The 15544-nt window shown below is 68.5% G+C and carries 11 protein-coding genes and 1 pseudogene; 7 read left to right on the top strand and 5 right to left on the bottom strand.

Going from position 1 to position 15544, the window contains the following annotated elements; all coding sequences use genetic code 11:
• The first annotated feature begins 121 nt into the window (after positions 1-121).
• From ACFE71_RS00350 to ACFE71_RS00340, 3 genes are all read left to right on the top strand, one after another.
• Complete coding sequence (locus ACFE71_RS00350) at positions 122-556, top strand: MaoC family dehydratase (protein ID WP_375426891.1); 435 nt, start codon at positions 122-124, stop codon at positions 554-556.
• 118 nt (positions 557-674) lie between these two features.
• Positions 675-1850 (top strand): acetyl-CoA C-acyltransferase, encoded by a 1176-nt coding sequence (locus ACFE71_RS00345; RefSeq protein ID WP_375426826.1) that lies wholly within the window; start codon positions 675-677, stop codon positions 1848-1850.
• A gap of 365 nt (positions 1851-2215) precedes the next feature.
• A complete protein-coding gene (locus ACFE71_RS00340; RefSeq protein WP_375426825.1) occupies positions 2216-2692 on the top strand; it encodes a pyridoxamine 5'-phosphate oxidase family protein in 477 nt (158 codons plus the stop codon).
• Between the two features lie 38 nt (positions 2693-2730).
• Here ACFE71_RS00340 and ACFE71_RS00335 read toward each other — a convergent pair whose 3' ends face one another.
• The gene (locus tag ACFE71_RS00335) at positions 2731-3936 is read right to left on the bottom strand and encodes a polyhydroxyalkanoate depolymerase (protein ID WP_375426824.1); all 1206 of its coding nucleotides are present in this window, start codon (positions 3934-3936) and stop codon (positions 2731-2733) included.
• Positions 3937-4052: 116 nt separating this feature from the next.
• Here ACFE71_RS00335 and ACFE71_RS00330 point away from each other — a divergent pair, with 116 nt between their 5' ends.
• Both ACFE71_RS00330 and ACFE71_RS00325 read left to right on the top strand, forming a co-directional pair.
• A complete protein-coding gene (locus ACFE71_RS00330) occupies positions 4053-5834 on the top strand; it encodes an ABC transporter transmembrane domain-containing protein (RefSeq protein WP_375426823.1) in 1782 nt (593 codons plus the stop codon).
• Between the two features lie 32 nt (positions 5835-5866).
• A pseudogene (locus ACFE71_RS00325) lies at positions 5867-6534 on the top strand (hypothetical protein).
• Here ACFE71_RS00325 and ACFE71_RS00320 read toward each other — a convergent pair.
• Entirely contained in the window at positions 6535-6837 is a 303-nt protein-coding gene (locus ACFE71_RS00320) for a hypothetical protein (protein ID WP_375426822.1), read from the bottom strand.
• 142 nt (positions 6838-6979) lie between these two features.
• Positions 6980-9205: a ribonuclease R family protein gene (locus ACFE71_RS00315; RefSeq protein ID WP_375426821.1), complete on the bottom strand. Its 2226-nt coding sequence runs from the start codon at positions 9203-9205 to the stop codon at positions 6980-6982.
• 134 nt (positions 9206-9339) lie between these two features.
• Here ACFE71_RS00315 and glpD point away from each other — a divergent pair, with 134 nt between their 5' ends.
• Complete coding sequence (glpD, locus tag ACFE71_RS00310; protein WP_375426820.1) at positions 9340-10806, top strand: glycerol-3-phosphate dehydrogenase; 1467 nt, start codon at positions 9340-9342, stop codon at positions 10804-10806.
• A 113-nt stretch (positions 10807-10919) separates the two neighbouring features.
• On the opposite strand, the gene aspS is transcribed toward glpD, so the two are convergent.
• Positions 10920-12701, bottom strand: coding sequence for an aspartate--tRNA ligase (gene aspS, locus ACFE71_RS00305; RefSeq protein WP_375426819.1), 1782 nt, complete (start codon positions 12699-12701; stop codon positions 10920-10922).
• A gap of 169 nt (positions 12702-12870) precedes the next feature.
• On the opposite strand from aspS, the gene rnd reads away from it, so the two are divergent.
• Positions 12871-14043 (top strand): ribonuclease D, encoded by a 1173-nt coding sequence (gene rnd / locus ACFE71_RS00300; RefSeq protein ID WP_375426818.1) that lies wholly within the window; start codon positions 12871-12873, stop codon positions 14041-14043.
• On the opposite strand, the gene ACFE71_RS00295 is transcribed toward rnd, so the two are convergent.
• Positions 14040-15542 carry a Ppx/GppA family phosphatase gene (locus ACFE71_RS00295; protein WP_375426890.1) on the bottom strand — a complete coding sequence of 501 codons (1503 nt, stop codon included), beginning with the start codon at positions 15540-15542 and terminating at the stop codon, positions 14040-14042. The genes rnd and ACFE71_RS00295 overlap by 4 nt on opposite strands.
• Positions 15543-15544: the final 2 nt, after the last annotated feature.

Genomic DNA, 15544 nt, shown 5'->3' with positions numbered 1-15544 from the left:
TTCGTGCTTCCGGTCGGGTGAGGCTTGCGGAAACGGCTCCGCGCGGCCTAGAGGTTCCACGCCGCGCTTAGCGCCGAACCAAACAGATGGGGACCCCGTGGCGACATACACGCCCGCCGAGATGACCGCCCGCATCGGCACCGAGACCGTGTCCGACTGGGTCGAGGTCACGCAAGGCATGATCGACAAGTTCGCCGACGCGACGGGCGATCACCAGTTCATCCATGTCGATCCGGCGGCCGCCGCCATGACCCCCTTCGGCGGCACGATCGCGCACGGGTTCCTGACCCTGTCACTGATGCCGCTCCTCTCCTCCAAGGTTCCGGATGCGCCGCGACTCGCGGGGGCTCGGATGGGCGTCAACTACGGCGGCAACAAGGTCCGCTTCATCACCCCCGTCCGTTCGGGCGCGAAGGTAAGAGGCCGCTTCAAACTGTTAAGCTTCGACGAGAAAAAGCCCGGCCAGTTCCAACAATCCAACGAGTTCACCGTCGAGGTCGAGGGCGCGGACAAGCCCGCCCTCATCGCCGAATGGATCGCCCAGGTCTTCGTCTGATGTCTTCTCCCCTCCCGCTTGCGGGAGGGGTCGGGGGAGGGCCTGTCATGCCCACCTCCGCACACACCCTCCCCCAACCCCTCCCGCCAAGCGGAAGGGGAGCAAAAGGAAGAAAACCATGCGCTCCGCCGTCATCGTCTCCACCGCCCGCACCCCCATCGGCCGCGCCTATCGCGGCGCCTTCAACAACCTGCCCTCCCCGACCCTCGCCTCCCACGCGATCAAGGCCGCCGTCGATCGCGCCGGCATCGACGGCGCGGAGGTGCAGGACGTCGTCTTCGGCTCCGCGCTCCAGCAGGGCCACCAGGCCGGCAACATCGCCCGCACCTCGCTGCTCCGCGCCGGCCTCCCGACGACCGTGTCCGGCATGTCGCTCGACCGCCAGTGCGCGTCGGGCCTGATGGCGATCGCCACCGCCGCCAAGCAGATCGTTGTCGACCATATGGACGTGACGATCGGCGGCGGCGTCGACTCGATCAGCCTCGTCCAGACCCCGCAGATGCGCGTCGCTCCCGATCCCGAGCTGCTCGCGATGCACGCCGACATCTACATGCCCATGCTCCAGACCGCCGAGATCGTCGCCAAGCGCTACGGCGTCGACCGCGACGCGATGGACGAGTACGGCCTCCGCTCGCAGCAGCGCACCGCCGCCGCGCAGGCCGCGGGCAAGTTCGACGACGAGATCGTCCCCGTCACCGCCACCATGGCCCTCGTGAACAAGGATACCAAAGAGGTAACCCACAAAGTAATCACCCTCGCCAAGGACGAAGGCAACCGCGCCGACACCACGCTGGAGGGCCTGAAGTCATTGAAGGCGGTACTCCCCGACGGCACGATCACCGCCGGCAATGCCAGCCAGCTCTCCGACGGAGCCTCCGCCGCCGTGCTGATGGAGGAATCGGTCGCATCCGCTCGCGGCCTGAGCCCGCTCGGCCGTTATATCGGCATGGCCGTCGCCGGCACCGCCCCCGACGAGATGGGCATCGGCCCCGTCTTCGCGATTCCCAAGCTGCTCGAGCGTTTCGGCCGCAAGATGGACGATATTGGCCTGTGGGAGCTGAACGAGGCCTTCGCGGTGCAGGTGCTCTATTGCCGCGACAAGCTCGGCATCCCCGACGAGCTCCTGAATGTCAACGGCGGCGCGATCTCGGTCGGACACCCCTACGGCATGAGCGGCGCCCGCATGACCGGCCACGCGCTGATCGAGGGCAAGCGCCGCGGGGCCAAGCACGTCGTGGTGACGATGTGCGTCGGCGGCGGCATGGGCGCGGCCGGGCTGTTCGAGGTGCTGTGACGCCCGCGATATTGAAAACGTAACGGCTAATCGATATACAAATCGCGGGCGGTGTCATTCCCGCCTCCTTGTGAGCCCCGGTCGTGTCAGCGTCCGGGGCTCAATCATTCGGGACCCGAGTGTCAGCCCGAGCCCCGCCCGGCACCCTACCTGTTGCGCGCCACCTCGATGACCTTCAGGACCAAGGTCCCAAAGGCGAAGAGTACGCCCAAGATCAGGCACAAGTCGGTCAACGTCATTCAACACCTCCTTGTGCGACGGCTTGATTGCCGCCGTCGCTGCTCATGCCGCCCGCGCCCGACCCGCGCAACCAACCCCGGCCCGCGTCGTTCTCCACCCGAACCGATCATAAAGGGAGCACACGCATGGCCGACCACGACAGCCCGCAGGAGATCGCCGCCAAGTTCATCGCCAAGGTGAAGGAAAGCCCTTTCATCATGCTCGGCCTGATGAACGGCGAGCATTCGGAGCCGATGAACGTCAAGATCGATGACGATCAACCCAACGCGTTGTTCGTGTTCGCGGGCAAGGACAACCGCGCGGTCAAGGGCGGTGACGCCATGGTGCAGTTCGTCGGCAAAGGTCACGATTTCTTCGCGTGCCTGAAGGGCACCGTCAGCCAGGACAACGATCCCGTCCAGATCGACAAGCTCTGGGACAACCGCATCGAGGCTTGGTTCCCGAACGGCAAGGCGGACGCGACGCTGCTACGGTTCGACGTGGATTCGGCCGAGTTGTGGGAAACCGATATCTCGCTCAGCGGTCGCGTGAAGATGTTGTTCGGTGGTTCGATCACCTCGAACGAGTCGTCGAGCCATGCGAAGGTCGATTCCATCGCGTAAGCCTGATCGAGGGGCGGCCGGGGCCGCCCCTCGATCGATCAACCGTGTATCTTCATCCAATCCTCGACTACCGGCGCGATCTTGTCGCGCCAGCGTGAACCGTTGAAGATCCCATAGTGACCGGCGCCCTCCGCCATCAGATAACGCTTGCGATCATCCGACAGGCTCGTCGCCAGCGTCAGCGCCGATTTGGTCTGTCCCAACCCGGAAATGTCGTCGCGCTCACCCTCGATCGCCAGTAGCGCCACGTCGGTGATGGCGCCGACATTTACCGGCCGGCCGCGATGCATCATCTCACCTTTTGGCAGCGCGTGGGACTGGAACACCACATCGATCGTCTGAAGGTAGAACTCGGCGGTCATGTCGCATACCGAGCGGTACTCGTCGTAGAACGCCTTGCTCGCGTCCGCGCTCTCACCATCGCCGCGGACCAAGTGCTTATACATTTCGAAATGGCTCAGCATGTGATCCCCAAGATTCATCGACATGAACCCGGCGAGTTGCAGGAAGCCCGGATAGACGCGTCGTCCCGCGCCCGGATGACCGGACGGCACGGTCGCGATCACGTTCTGCTCGAACCAAGCGTGCGGACGCTCCGTGGCGAGCGTGTTGACGGACGTCGGAGCCTCGCGCGTGTCGATCGGCCCGCCCATCATCGTCAACGTCCTCGGCCGACACGGATGCGCGTCGGCGCTCATCAGCGCCGCAGCCGCGAGGCAGGGGACGGACGGCTGGCAGACGGCGAGCATGTGCGCGCCCGGCCCAATCGCCCCCATGAACTCGATCAAGTAATCGATATAGTCGTCGAGGTCGAAACGGCCATCCGTCAAGGGTACGAGCTTCGCGTCGCGCCAATCCGTGACGTACACGTCCGCGCTCTGGAGCATGCGCGCCACGGTGCCGCGAAGCAGGGTCGCATAATGGCCCGACATCGGCGCGACGATCAACAGCTTGGGCGCCCCCTCCACGCCCTCACGGCGAAACCGCTTCAGCTGACCAAACGGCTTGCGGAGTACGATCTCCTCGGTTACCGCCACCTCGCGTCCGTCGACCGTGATACGATCCAGCCCAAATTCGGGCTTGCCGCGCGGCTCCGCCGTGTGCGCGAACACTTCCAGCGCCGAAGCCAGCACGTCACCGCCGCCCAGATAGGCGGGATGACGCCACATCTCCGCGCCCCAGCCCGCCATCATCCCGGCGGTGGTCATCAGCGAACGCTGCATCTCGTATGCGTTGTAAAGCATCCATGATCCTTTGGCCCAAGATGGGTTGCGGAACCGGTAACGCAAATGTCGCGCCGGGCAATGGGCGGAGCCGGCGCGGCGTTGAGCCCTCCTGCTCACCCTGCTAGGCGCGGGGCATGTCGGAAAAAGCCAGCACGCCACGCGAACCCCGCCGTCGGCTGGGCAACCTCGCCACGGTCTGGCGCTACGCCACGCGCTACCCGCTCCAAATCGCCGCCGCGCTCGTCGCGCTCGCGATCGCCGCAGGGGCGACGCTGTTCATCCCCTACACCTTCAAGCAAGTCGTCGATAACGGCTTCGCCGCCGGCGCCGACCCGGAGCGCATCGCGCCGTACTTCGAGGGACTGATCGGCGTCGTCGTGGTGCTCGCGCTGGCGACGGCGGTCCGCTTCTATTTCGTGTCCTGGCTCGGCGAGCGCACCGTCGCCGATATCCGCGCCGACGTGCACCGCAACCTGCTCCGCCTCGCCCCGCGCTATTTCGAGGAGAACCGCCCGTCGGAGATCGCCAGCCGCCTGACCGCGGACACGGCGATCATTGAGCAGGTGGTCGGCTCGACCGTCTCCATCGCGCTCCGCAACCTCGTGATCGGCGTCGGCGGCGTGATCTACCTGTTCGCGCTCGCGCCCAAGCTCGCGGGCGCGCTCCTGCTCGGCATCCCGGTGCTGATCCTGCCTATCGTCGTGCTGGGCCGCCGCGTCCGCGATTATTCCAAGGACAGCCAGGACCGGCTCGCCGATATCGGGTCGATGGCGGTCGAGACGCTCGGCGCGATGAAGATCGTCCAGGCGTTCGGCCAGGAACGGCGCGAGGCCGACCGGTTCGAGGAGGCGGTCGGCCGCGGCTTCGCCAGCGCCCGGCGCCGGTTCCTGCTTCGCGCGGTGATGACCGCGATCGCGATCGGGCTGCTGTTCGGCGGCGTCGTCTGGATCATGTGGATCGCCGTCCAGGACGTCGCGACCGGCCGCTTCTCCGGCGGTTCGCTCACCGCCTTTGTGCTCACCGCCGGGATCGTCACCGGCTCGTTCGGCGCGCTGACCGAGGTCTGGGGCGACCTGCTGCGCGCGAGCGGCGCGGCCGCGCGCCTCGCCGAACTGCTCGCCGAACAACCCGAGATCGCGCCGCCCGCGCGGCCGATCACGCTGCCCGAGCCCGCCCGCGGCGCGCTGCGGTTCGATGCGGTCCATTTCCACTATCCGACCAGGCGCGAGACGGCGGCGCTCAACGGCTTCACTCTCGACGTGAAGCCGGGCGAGACCGTGGCCGTCGTCGGCCCCTCTGGCGCGGGCAAGACGACCTTGTTCCAGCTCGCCCAGCGCTTCTACGATCCCGACGCCGGCCGCGTGCTGATCGACGGCGTGCCGTTGACCGACGCCGATCCCGCCGATGTCCGCGCGCGCATCGCCATGGTCCCGCAGGAGACCGTGATCTTCGGCGCGTCGGCGCGCGACAACCTCCGCTACGGACGCTGGGACGCGGGCGACGACGAGCTGTGGGCCGCCGCCGAGGCCGCCAACGCCGCCGAGTTCCTCCGCGCGCTACCCGACCGACTCGATACCTTCCTGGGCGAGGGCGGCGCTCGCTTGTCGGGTGGCCAGCGCCAGCGCGTGACGATCGCCCGCGCGCTGCTCCGCGACGCCCCCATCCTCCTCCTCGACGAGGCGACCAGCGCGCTCGACGCCGAGTCGGAGCAGCTGGTCCAGCAGGCGCTGGAACGGCTGATGGCGAACCGCACCACGCTCGTCATCGCCCACCGTCTCGCGACCGTGCGCGCCGCCGAACGCATCGTGGTGATGAACGAGGGCCGCATCGTCGAGGAGGGCAGCCACGCCCAGCTCATGGCGCGCCCGGCGCTATATGCGCGGCTGGCCAACCTGCAATTCAGCGAGGCGGCCTGATCTATTCCCCCTCCCGCACGCGGGAGCAGAACATGAAGGATTTCGACGTCATCGTGTACGGCGCGACCGGCTTCACCGGGCGGCTCGTCGCGGACTATCTGGCTCGGACCTACGCCGGCCCAGAGCGCCCACGCTGGGCCATGGCGGGGCGCTCGCTGGCCAAGCTGGAAGAGGCGCCGGACCTGATCGGCGCGCCCGGCGACACGCCGCTCGTCGTCGCCGACGCGGACGACCCCGCCTCGATCCGCGCGACGATCGAGCGGACGACCGTCATATCCACCGCACCAAGTTCCTGCTCGGCCACCGCTACGGCGCGGATTTCCCCTATGACGAGATGATGATCGCCGGACTCGGTGACATGGGCAAGGCCGCGGCCGAGGCGATCGCCAAGCTCAACCCGTTCGCGGGCGACAAAGGCCCCAAGCCCGGCGAGGGTCCGTCCAAGGCGGAGCGCGACGCCGGCCATTACGACCTGCTGTTCGCGGGCCTGATGCCCGACGGCACGCGCGTCGACGCGGTGGTCACGGGCGACCGCGACCCCGGCTATGGCTCGACTTCCAAGATGATCGCGGAGGCGGCTTTGTGCCTCGTCCAGGACGTCGAGGGTGAGGGTGGCGTGTGGACGCAGGGCGCGCTGATGAGCCCCGAGCTGCGCGACCGGCTTCAGGCCAAGGCGGGGCTGACCTTCACGGTCGGTTGATCAGCCCCCGGCCGCGATCAGGCCCGCGATGACGGCGGCGACGCCCGCGATCAAGGCCCCCCGACGTCGGCGCGACGCATGAAAGGCGTCCAGCCCTGCCTCGTTCAGATGATAGCGGCCCGGCGCGGTCTCGACCACTACGCCGTCATCGCGCATCCGCGCAAAGACCCGCCGGTTGATCGAGTGGTCGTCGGGATCGTACGCGACGGCCCGGTCAGGCGAGGTCGCGCCCCGACTCTTCAGATCAGCGACCATTCGATGGCGGGCGCGGGCGATTAGGACGGGGATGATCTGTCCGGCCATGGCTAGCTCCTCCTTGATGAAATCACATGGAACGGTGGTGCACCACGCTCGACGGGGACGGCCGCTACAGGATCGCGGGCGAGATGGCTGCGGCGACCCGACCGCCGCGCGGACGATCATGCGTCCGGTCGAACCAGCCTGCTCACCGACGCCCGCCCTGGTGGCGGATGTTGGCGGGACGTCCACGCCGCTTGAGCACGCGCGGTCCGCCACGTCTGCGATCGGCTTCCGACGGAGCCGCCGCTCCCTTGCCGGTCGGCAATTCGAAGCGGAGCGCCCCCGAAATGGAGTTCGCCTCCGCCAAGCGCAGCTCCAGCCGTTGGCCAAGCGTGTAGAGCTCGCCGCTCGTCTCGCCGGTCAGCGTCCGCGCGGCCTCGTCGAAGCGGAAGTACTCACCGCCCAGATCGCGCACGGGCATTAGTCCGTCGCCACCGACGCCCTCGACCGTGGCGAAGAAGCCGTAATTCTGCACGCCGGTGATCCGCGCCTCGACGGTCTGACCGACGCGCTCCGACAGGAACGCGGCGACGTAGCGGTCGATCGTGTCACGCTCGGCTTCCATCGCGCGGCGCTCGAAACCGCTGATCGACTGACCGATCCGCTCCATCCCATCCGCCTCGCCGGTGGTCAACGCGCCGTCGCCGAGATTGTATGCCCGCACCAGCGAGCGGTGGACGAGCAGGTCGGCATAGCGCCGGATGGGCGAGGTAAAGTGGGCGTAGCTGCCCAGCGACAGCCCGAAATGGCCCGTGTTGGCCGGGCCGTAATAGGCCTGCGTCTGCGTGCGCAGGATCTGTTCCATGACCTGGGGGCGGAACTCGGACTCGCCCACCTTGTCCAGGATGCGATTGAACGTCTTGGGCAGGACGACCTGGCCCAGCGTGAAGGGGATGTCGAACGTCTCCAGATAGTCCTTGAGCGCGACCAGCTTCTCGCGGCTGGGCTGTTCGTGGTCGCGGTACATGACGGGCGACTTCTTCGCCTCCAGCGCCTTGGCGGCGGCGACGTTGGCGGCGATCATGTAATCCTCGATCAGCCGGTGCGCGTCGAGCCGCTCGCGCGGCGCGACCGACATGATCCGGCCCTTCTCGTCTAACACCACGCGACGTTCGGGCAGGTCTAGATCGAGCGGCTCGCGCTTCTCGCGCGCGGCGAGCAGGGCACGCCAGCAGTCCCACAGCGGACGGAGCGCGGTGTCGGTCAGCGGATGGACGAGCTCGCCGTCGATCGCGGCCTGCGCCTCCTCATAGGCAAGGTTCGCGGCGATGCGGAGCACGGCGCGGGTGAAGCGCCATGACTTCAGGGTGCCGCTCGGCGTCACCTGCAGGTGGCAGGCGAGCGCGGCCCGGTCTTCGCCCTCGACGAGCGAGCAGACATGCGCCGACAGGATCTCGGGCAGCATCGGCACGACCCGGTCGGGGAAATAGACCGAGTTGCCGCGCCGGCGCGCCTCGCGGTCGATCTCGGAGCCGGGGCGGACGTAGAAGGACACGTCGGCGATGGCGACGATCGCCTTCCAGCCGCCCGCGTTGGCCGGGTCGTCGTCAGGCGTGGCCCAGACCGCGTCGTCGTGGTCGCGGGCGTCGACGGGGTCGATCGCGACGATGGGCAGGTGGCGGAGATCCTGACGATCCTGACCTATGTCGAGGGTCGCCGCCTCCTCAGCCTCGGCGATCGTTTCGTCTGCGAAATGATCGGGGATGCCGTGCTTGTGGATCGCGATCAGCGAGAAAGAGCGTGGGGCGAAAGGATCGCCCAATCGCTCGGTCACGCGCACGGTGATGCGCGGTGAACGACCGGTCTTCTCGGCGAGCACCAGGTCGCCCGCCGCCGCGCCGCCGGTGTCGGACACTGCGAACTCGCGTCGTTCCTTCTTCTCGACACCGGTGAGCCAGAAGCGGTCGCCGTCGGCACGCAGGACGCCGAGCACCTGTTCGGACGCTTTGGCGAGCGTCTTCAGGGGATGCGCGATCCAGCCCGAGCCCGCCTCCTCCGTCCGGGCGAGGACGCGCTCGCCGATGCCGAGCTGGCCTCGCTTGCGCTCGCGGACGCGCAGGCGCGGCGGCGGGGTTTCCGCCTCCCAATGTTCGGGGACCGCCCAGACATTGCCGCCATCGTCGACATCGGCGACGCGGAGCACGGTGACCTTGGGCAGCCCACCCATCTTGTGGAACGCGCGGCCGGGGGCGGAGTCGATCAGTCCCTCGTCGGCCATGTCGTGAAGCAACGCCTTGAGCACGATCTTGTCCTGCGCGGAGAGGCCGAAGGCGCGCGCGATCTCGCGCTTGCCCGCGGGCTCGTCGGTGGAGGCGATGAAGTCGAGCACTTGCTGGCGCGTGGGAAGGCCAGGTGTCACGTTTCTGGGCATCGGTTGAAGATAGGTGCAAGCACTCCCCCCGTCACCCCGGCCTTGAGCCGGGGTCCCGCTTCTCGGCCCGAAGAAGCGGGATGCCGGATCAAGTCCGGCATGACGGAAGAAGAAACAGCAGGTAGGTGGAGGGCGTGGCGCAAACCTACGACCTCCTCATCGTCGGCGGCGGGATCAACGGCTGCGCGATCGCGCGCGAGGCGGCGTTGAACGGCTGGTCGGTGCTGCTGGTCGAGCGCGACGATCTGGCGCAGCACACCTCATCGGCCTCGACCAAGCTGATCCATGGCGGGCTGCGCTACCTTGAATATTACGACTTCCGCCTCGTCGCGCATGCGCTGGGCGAGCGCGAGCGGCTGGTGAAGGCGGGCCCGCACCTGATCCGGCCGATGCGCTTCGTGCTGCCGCATGCGAACGCGGTCCGGCCCTGGTGGTTGGTGCGCGCCGGGCTGCTGCTGTACGACCGGCTGGGCGGGCGATCGACGCTGGCGCGGTCGCGCGGACTCAAGCGCACCGACACGGCCTATACCGCGCCGCTGAAGGACGGGCGGCGGGGGTTCGTCTATTCGGACGCGTATGTCGACGACGCGCGGTTGACGCTGCTGAACGCGGTCGACGCGGCCGCGGACGGCGCGGAGGTGCTGACCCGCACCGCGCTGGACAGCGCCCGGCGCGAGGACGGCGTGTGGGCGGCGCGGCTATCGGACGGGCGCGAGGTGCGCGCGCGGGCGCTGGTCAACGCGGCGGGGCCGTGGGTGGCGGAGCTGCTGGGGCGGCTGAGCGTCAACGCCGGCGCAGGCGTCCGGTTGGTCAAGGGCAGCCACATCGTCGTGCCGCGGCTGTATGAGGGCGATCACGCCTACATCCTCCAACAGCCTGACCGCCGGATCGTTTTCGCCATCCCGTATGAGGGCGGGACGGAGATCGGCACCACCGACGTGCCCGTCGAGCGACCCGAGGACGCGGTGATCGACGACGGGGAGATCGCCTATCTGTGCGAGGCCGCGAACGCGCATTTCACACGGCAAGTCACGCCCGCCGACGTGACGAGCACCTGGTCGGGGGTGCGGCCCTTGTACGACGACGGGGCGAGCGAGGCGCGCGAGGTGACGCGCGATTACGTGCTGGAGCTCGACCAGACCGGCCCGGCGCTGCTGTCGGTGTTCGGCGGCAAGATCACCACCGCGCGTCACTTGGGCGAGGAGGCGATCGGCAAGCTCGCGCCCGCGCTGGGGCGCAAGGCGGCACGAGTCACGCGTGAGCGGAAGTTTCCCGGCGGCGATATCGGACCGTTCGACGAGTACCTAGCCGAGGTGCGGACCCGCTGGCCGTTCCTGGGCGACGCGCGGTCGGAACGGATGACGCGGGCCTACGGGTCGATGCTCCGCGATCTGCTCGCCGGGGTCGGAGACGAGGCGGGCATGGGCGAGGCGTTTGGCGCGGGGCTGACCGAAGTGGAGGCGCGCTGGATGCGGGAGCGGGAATGGGCGCGGACGCCGGAGGACGTGCTGGCGCGACGGAGCAAACTGGGGCTGCATCTGACGCCGGCCGAGCGGGCGCGGTTCGAAGTGTGGTGGGCGATAAAAGCCCCTCCTCTTTAGAGGAGGGGTTTGGGGAGGAGAACGCCCTCACCGAGTAGGTACCGGCTGACCCCACTCACAACCAGCCTGCTCCTCCCCCAACCCCTCCTCTGAAGAGGAGGGGCTTTAGAAAGTCACTCCGCCGTGCTCCGCAGGTTCAGTTCGCGCAGCTGCATCGCCGAGACCGGCCCCGGCGCGCCCATCATCAGATCCTCGGCGCGCTGGTTCATCGGAAACAGCACGACCTCGCGGATGTTGGGCTCGCCCGCCAGCAGCATCACTATCCGGTCGATGCCGGGCGCGGAGCCGCCGTGCGGGGGGGCGCCGAACTTGAACGCGTTGATCATGCCCGCGAAACCGCGGTCGACGTCGGCCTGACTGTAGCCCGCGATCTCGAACGCCTTGTACATGATCTCGGGCCGGTGGTTCCGGATCGCGCCGGACGACAGCTCGACGCCGTTGCAGACGATGTCGTACTGGTAAGCGAGGATGTCGAGCGGGTCCTTCGTCTCAAGCGCCTCCAACTCGCCCTGCGGCATCGAGAAGGGATTGTGGCTAAAATCCACCTTCTTGGTATCCTCATCCCATTCGAACATCGGAAAGTCGACGATCCAGCAGAACTCGAAGCGGTTCGGGTCGATCAGGTTGAGCTGCTCGCCCACCCGGGTACGCGCCAGACCGGCGAGCTTGGCCGCATGCGCCTTCTTGCCCGCCGCGAAGAACACGCCATCGTCGGGCCCGAGCCCGATCGCCTCGGCGATCCTGGCCATGCCCTCCTCGCCGTGGTTCTTGGCGATCGGGCCGCCCCACTCGCCGCCTTTGCGCGTCGCGTAGCCGAGGCCCGCAAAGCCCTCGGCTTGCGCCCACCCGTTCATGTCGTCGAAGAACTTGCGGCTCCGGTCGGCCGTATTCGGCGCGGGGATGGCGCGGACCACGTCGCCGCCCTCGACGATCGTCGCGAACCGGCCGAAGCCGGAGCCGCGGAAATGGTCGGACACGTCGGTGATGACGAGCGGGTTGCGCAGGTCGGGCTTGTCGTTGCCATATTTCAGCATCGACTCACGGTACGGGATGCGCGGGAACGGGAGTGCGGATACCTGCCGCCCCCTGCCCTGCCAGTCGGCGAACTCGGCGAACAGGCCGTGGAGCACGGGTTCGATCGCCTGGAACACGTCCTCCTGCGTGACAAAGCTCATTTCGAAATCGAGCTGGTAGAACTCGCCGGGCGATCGATCCGCCCGCGCGTCCTCGTCGCGGAAGCACGGCGCGATCTGGAAGTACCGGTCGAAACCCGCCACCATCAGCAACTGCTTGAACATCTGTGGCGCCTGGGGGAGCGCATAGAACTTGCCCGGATGGACGCGGCTGGGGACGAGATAATCGCGCGCGCCCTCCGGCGAGGAGGCGGTCAGGATCGGCGTCTGGAACTCGGTGAAACCCTGGGCGATCATCCGGTTGCGGATGCTGGCGATCACCTGCGAGCGAAGCATGATGTTGGCGTGGAGGCGCTCGCGGCGGAGATCGAGGAAGCGATAGCGCAGGCGAATGTCCTCGGGGTATTCGGCCTCGCCCGCGACGGGCATGGGCAGCTCCTGCGCGGCGGACTGGACGGTTGCCCCTTGCGCGAACACCTCGATCGCGCCGGTCGCGAGCGCGGTGTTGACCGTCGCCTCCGAGCGGCTCTTCACGACGCCGTCGATCGTGAGGACGGACTCGACGCGCACCTGCTCGAGCGCGGCGAGCGCGGGGGAGTCGCCGTCGGCGACGATCTGGGTGATGCCGTAATGGTCGCGCAGGTCGACGAACAGCACGCCGCCGTGATCGCGCTTGCGGTGGACCCACCCGGACAGGCGAACGGTCTCGCTGACGTTGCTGGTCGAGAGCGCGGCGCAAGTGTGGGTGCGGTAGGCGTGCATGTATCTTCTCTCTTCTCGTCACCCCGGCCTTGAGCCGGGGTCCCGCTTCTGTAGACGCGGCGGCTGGACAAAGCGGGACCCCGGGTCAAGCCCGGGGTGACGGAAGATAGGCCAGGCGTCCGTCCCACCCTCCTTTGTCAACCCGGCGCACCCGCGCTAGTGACGGCCGATGCACGTACACCCGCTCATCACCGACAGCGCGACGCTCGCCAACCTTTGCGTCCGCCTCGCCGCGTCGCCGTTCGTCACCGTCGACACCGAGTTCATGCGCGAGTCGACCTTCTGGCCCGAACTGTGCCTGATCCAGGTCGCCAACGAGGAGGAGGCCGCGGCGGTCGATCCGATGGCGCCCGGCATCGATCTGAAACCGCTGCTCGATCTGATGACCGACAACGAGGACGTGCTGAAGGTCTTCCATGCGGGCGGGCAGGATATCGAGATCGTCTATAATTTGACGGGCAAGACGCCGCATCCGCTGTTCGACACGCAGGTGGCGGCGATGGCGCTGGGTCAGGGGGAGCAGATCGGATATTCCAACCTGGTCGATAGCTGGCTGGGCGTGCAGATCGACAAGGGCGCGCGCTTCACCGACTGGGCCCGGCGACCGCTCGACGAAAGGCAGGTCGATTATGCGATCGGCGATGTGACGCACCTTTCGGCCATATTCCCGAAGATGCTGGAACGGCTCAGGAAGACCGGGCGCGGCGGATGGCTCGATCAGGAGATGGAGCGGCTGGCGGACCCGGCCCACTATGAGAACGATCCCGATCTCGCCTGGAAGCGGGTGCGGGTGAACAGCCGCAAGGCGGACGTGCTGGGGCGGTTGAAGGCGATCGCGCGGTTCCGCGAGCTGGAGGCGCGGGGGAAGGACCTGCCGCGCGGCCGTATCGTGAAGGACGAGACCCTGGCCGACTTGGCGGGACATGCGCCCAAGCGGCAGGCGGATCTGGCCAAGGTGCGCGGGCTATCGCCGGCCTGGGCGCATAACGATATCGGCGCGCGGTTGATGGCGGCGATCGAGGGCGCGCGACCGCTCCCCGACGCGGAGATGCCGCCGCGCGACGACCGCAAGCCGGGACTCGGCAAGGAGGGGTCGCTCGTCGCCGATCTGCTGAAGCTGCTGCTCAAGATCCGGTCGCGCGACATCGACGTCGCGTCCAAGCTGCTGGCGCGGAGCGACGAGCTGGAGGCGTTGGCGGCGGGGCAACGCGACGGACTGGCGATGCTGGAGGGGTGGCGGTTCGACCAGTTCGGGCGCGACGCGCTCGATCTGGTGGAGGGGCGGTTGGCGTTCGCGGTGGTGAACGGCAAGCTGAAGATGACGCGGGCGGAGGCGGTCTAGACCGCCAGCAGCGGCGCTCGATCGAGGAACGCGGCGAGCGCGGCGTGGCGTTTCTCGACCGCCTCGCCGTAGAGCGCGCGGTCGGCGGGAGCGAGGTGGAGCGTGAGCGCCGCGCCGTCGTCCACCAGACGCGACCGGTCCAGCGGTCCCGCGACGCCGCCGCTCAGGCGTTGACCGAGGCGGATCGCGAGGCCCCAGGCGATCGCCTCCCTGAGCCGGGGGGCGGTCGCGAGGCGATCCAGCGGCTCGGGCGTCGCAACGCCGCCGGCGAGCGCGGTGGCGAGGCATTGCGCGAGGATCGCGCGGCCCGCGCCGTCGATCGCCACCCAGGAGCCGTGCAGCGCGGTCTCGATCCCGCGTTCCGCGCGGAAATCGGGATTGGCGTGCCAGCCGACGTCGGCGAGCAAGCACGCGGCGTGACGCAGGCGCGCTCCGTCGCCGGGCGTCGCGGCGAACAGCGGCGCGATCCAGCGGTCGAGGAGGTCGCCATGCTCGGGAAAGCGGCCGAGCAGGCGACCTTCCTCGCGAGCGCCGACGATCAGCGGGTCCTGCGCGCGCGTCGCCGGATCGAGCGCGCCGTGGAGGAGGCCCTCGCGCAGGCCGAATGAGGAGACGATCGTGGTCGTCGCGCCAAGCCCGCGCAGCAACACGGAGAGCAGCGCGGCGGCATCGCCGAGCAGGCCCGCGCGGGTCGAGTTGACGCCGGCGATCTCGCGCAGCCGGGGACGCGGCAGGGGCGCGATGACGCCTTCCAACTCGGCGACGCGCGCTGCGGATAGGACATATTGGTGAATGACCGGAAGCGGGTACTCGGTCAGCGCCATATCGAATTTGGCCAGCGCGCGCCACGAGCCGCCGACGAGGTAGAGGGGCAGATCGCGCCCTTTCCCGCCCCAGCCCGCGCCCTCGACCATCGCGGCAACCTTGTGCTCGAAGGCTACCGGGCCCCATTCGCGAAGCCTGGCGATGCGGAGTACGCCGAGCGGGAGCGAGACGCGCTCGCCGACCCGCCCGCGCCCGACGCGGACCAGTTCCAGGCTGCCGCCGCCCAAGTCCCCGACGATGCCGTCGGCGTCCGGAATGCCCGACAGCACGCCCTCGCCCGCCGCCAATGCCTCCTGCTCGCCGGGCAGGATCTCGACATGGAGGCCGAGCAGCTCGGCCTGGGCGATCAACTCGCCGCCGTTCGACGCGTCGCGGACGGCGGCGGTGGCGACGGTGCGGAGCCGTTCGACCTCCATCACCCGCGCGATCGCGGCGAAGCGGGCCAATGCGGTGTGCGCCTTGCGTAGCGCGGCTGGCTCGATGGCGCCGGTGGCGGCGAACCCGCGGCCCAGGCCCGCCATCACCTTCTCGTTGAACAGGATGGCGGGAAGACGCGCGGGACCCTGATAGACGACGAGGCGGATCGAGTTGGAGCCGATATCGATGATCGCGGTCCGCGGGCGCGGCTCGATCGCGGACGGCGCACGGCTCGCCGGGGTCGTCCCGTTCCCGATCC

Origin of the sequence: uncultured Sphingomonas sp., from assembly GCF_964237155.1 — a bacterium.
Classification (GTDB): Bacteria; Pseudomonadota; Alphaproteobacteria; order Sphingomonadales; family Sphingomonadaceae; genus Sphingomonas.
Note: the sequence above shows the minus strand (reverse complement) of the source record. Positions and strands in the feature narration are given on the sequence as shown.

Bases quoted from the DNA above. Each gene is read 5' to 3' on its own strand.
- rnd (WP_375426818.1), top strand. From the start codon at position 12,871: ATGCACGTACACCCGCTCATCACCGACAGCGCGACGCTCGCCAACCTT.
- ACFE71_RS00350 (WP_375426891.1), top strand. From the start codon at position 122: ATGACCGCCCGCATCGGCACCGAGACCGTGTCCGACTGGGTCGAGGTC.
- ACFE71_RS00320 (WP_375426822.1), bottom strand. From the start codon at position 6,837: ATGGCCGGACAGATCATCCCCGTCCTAATCGCCCGCGCCCGCCATCGA.
- ACFE71_RS00335 (WP_375426824.1), bottom strand. From the start codon at position 3,936: ATGCTTTACAACGCATACGAGATGCAGCGTTCGCTGATGACCACCGCC.
- ACFE71_RS00315 (WP_375426821.1), bottom strand. From the start codon at position 9,205: ATGCCCAGAAACGTGACACCTGGCCTTCCCACGCGCCAGCAAGTGCTC.
- ACFE71_RS00345 (WP_375426826.1), top strand. From the start codon at position 675: ATGCGCTCCGCCGTCATCGTCTCCACCGCCCGCACCCCCATCGGCCGC.
- ACFE71_RS00330 (WP_375426823.1), top strand. From the start codon at position 4,053: ATGTCGGAAAAAGCCAGCACGCCACGCGAACCCCGCCGTCGGCTGGGC.
- aspS (WP_375426819.1), bottom strand. From the start codon at position 12,701: ATGCACGCCTACCGCACCCACACTTGCGCCGCGCTCTCGACCAGCAAC.
- ACFE71_RS00340 (WP_375426825.1), top strand. From the start codon at position 2,216: ATGGCCGACCACGACAGCCCGCAGGAGATCGCCGCCAAGTTCATCGCC.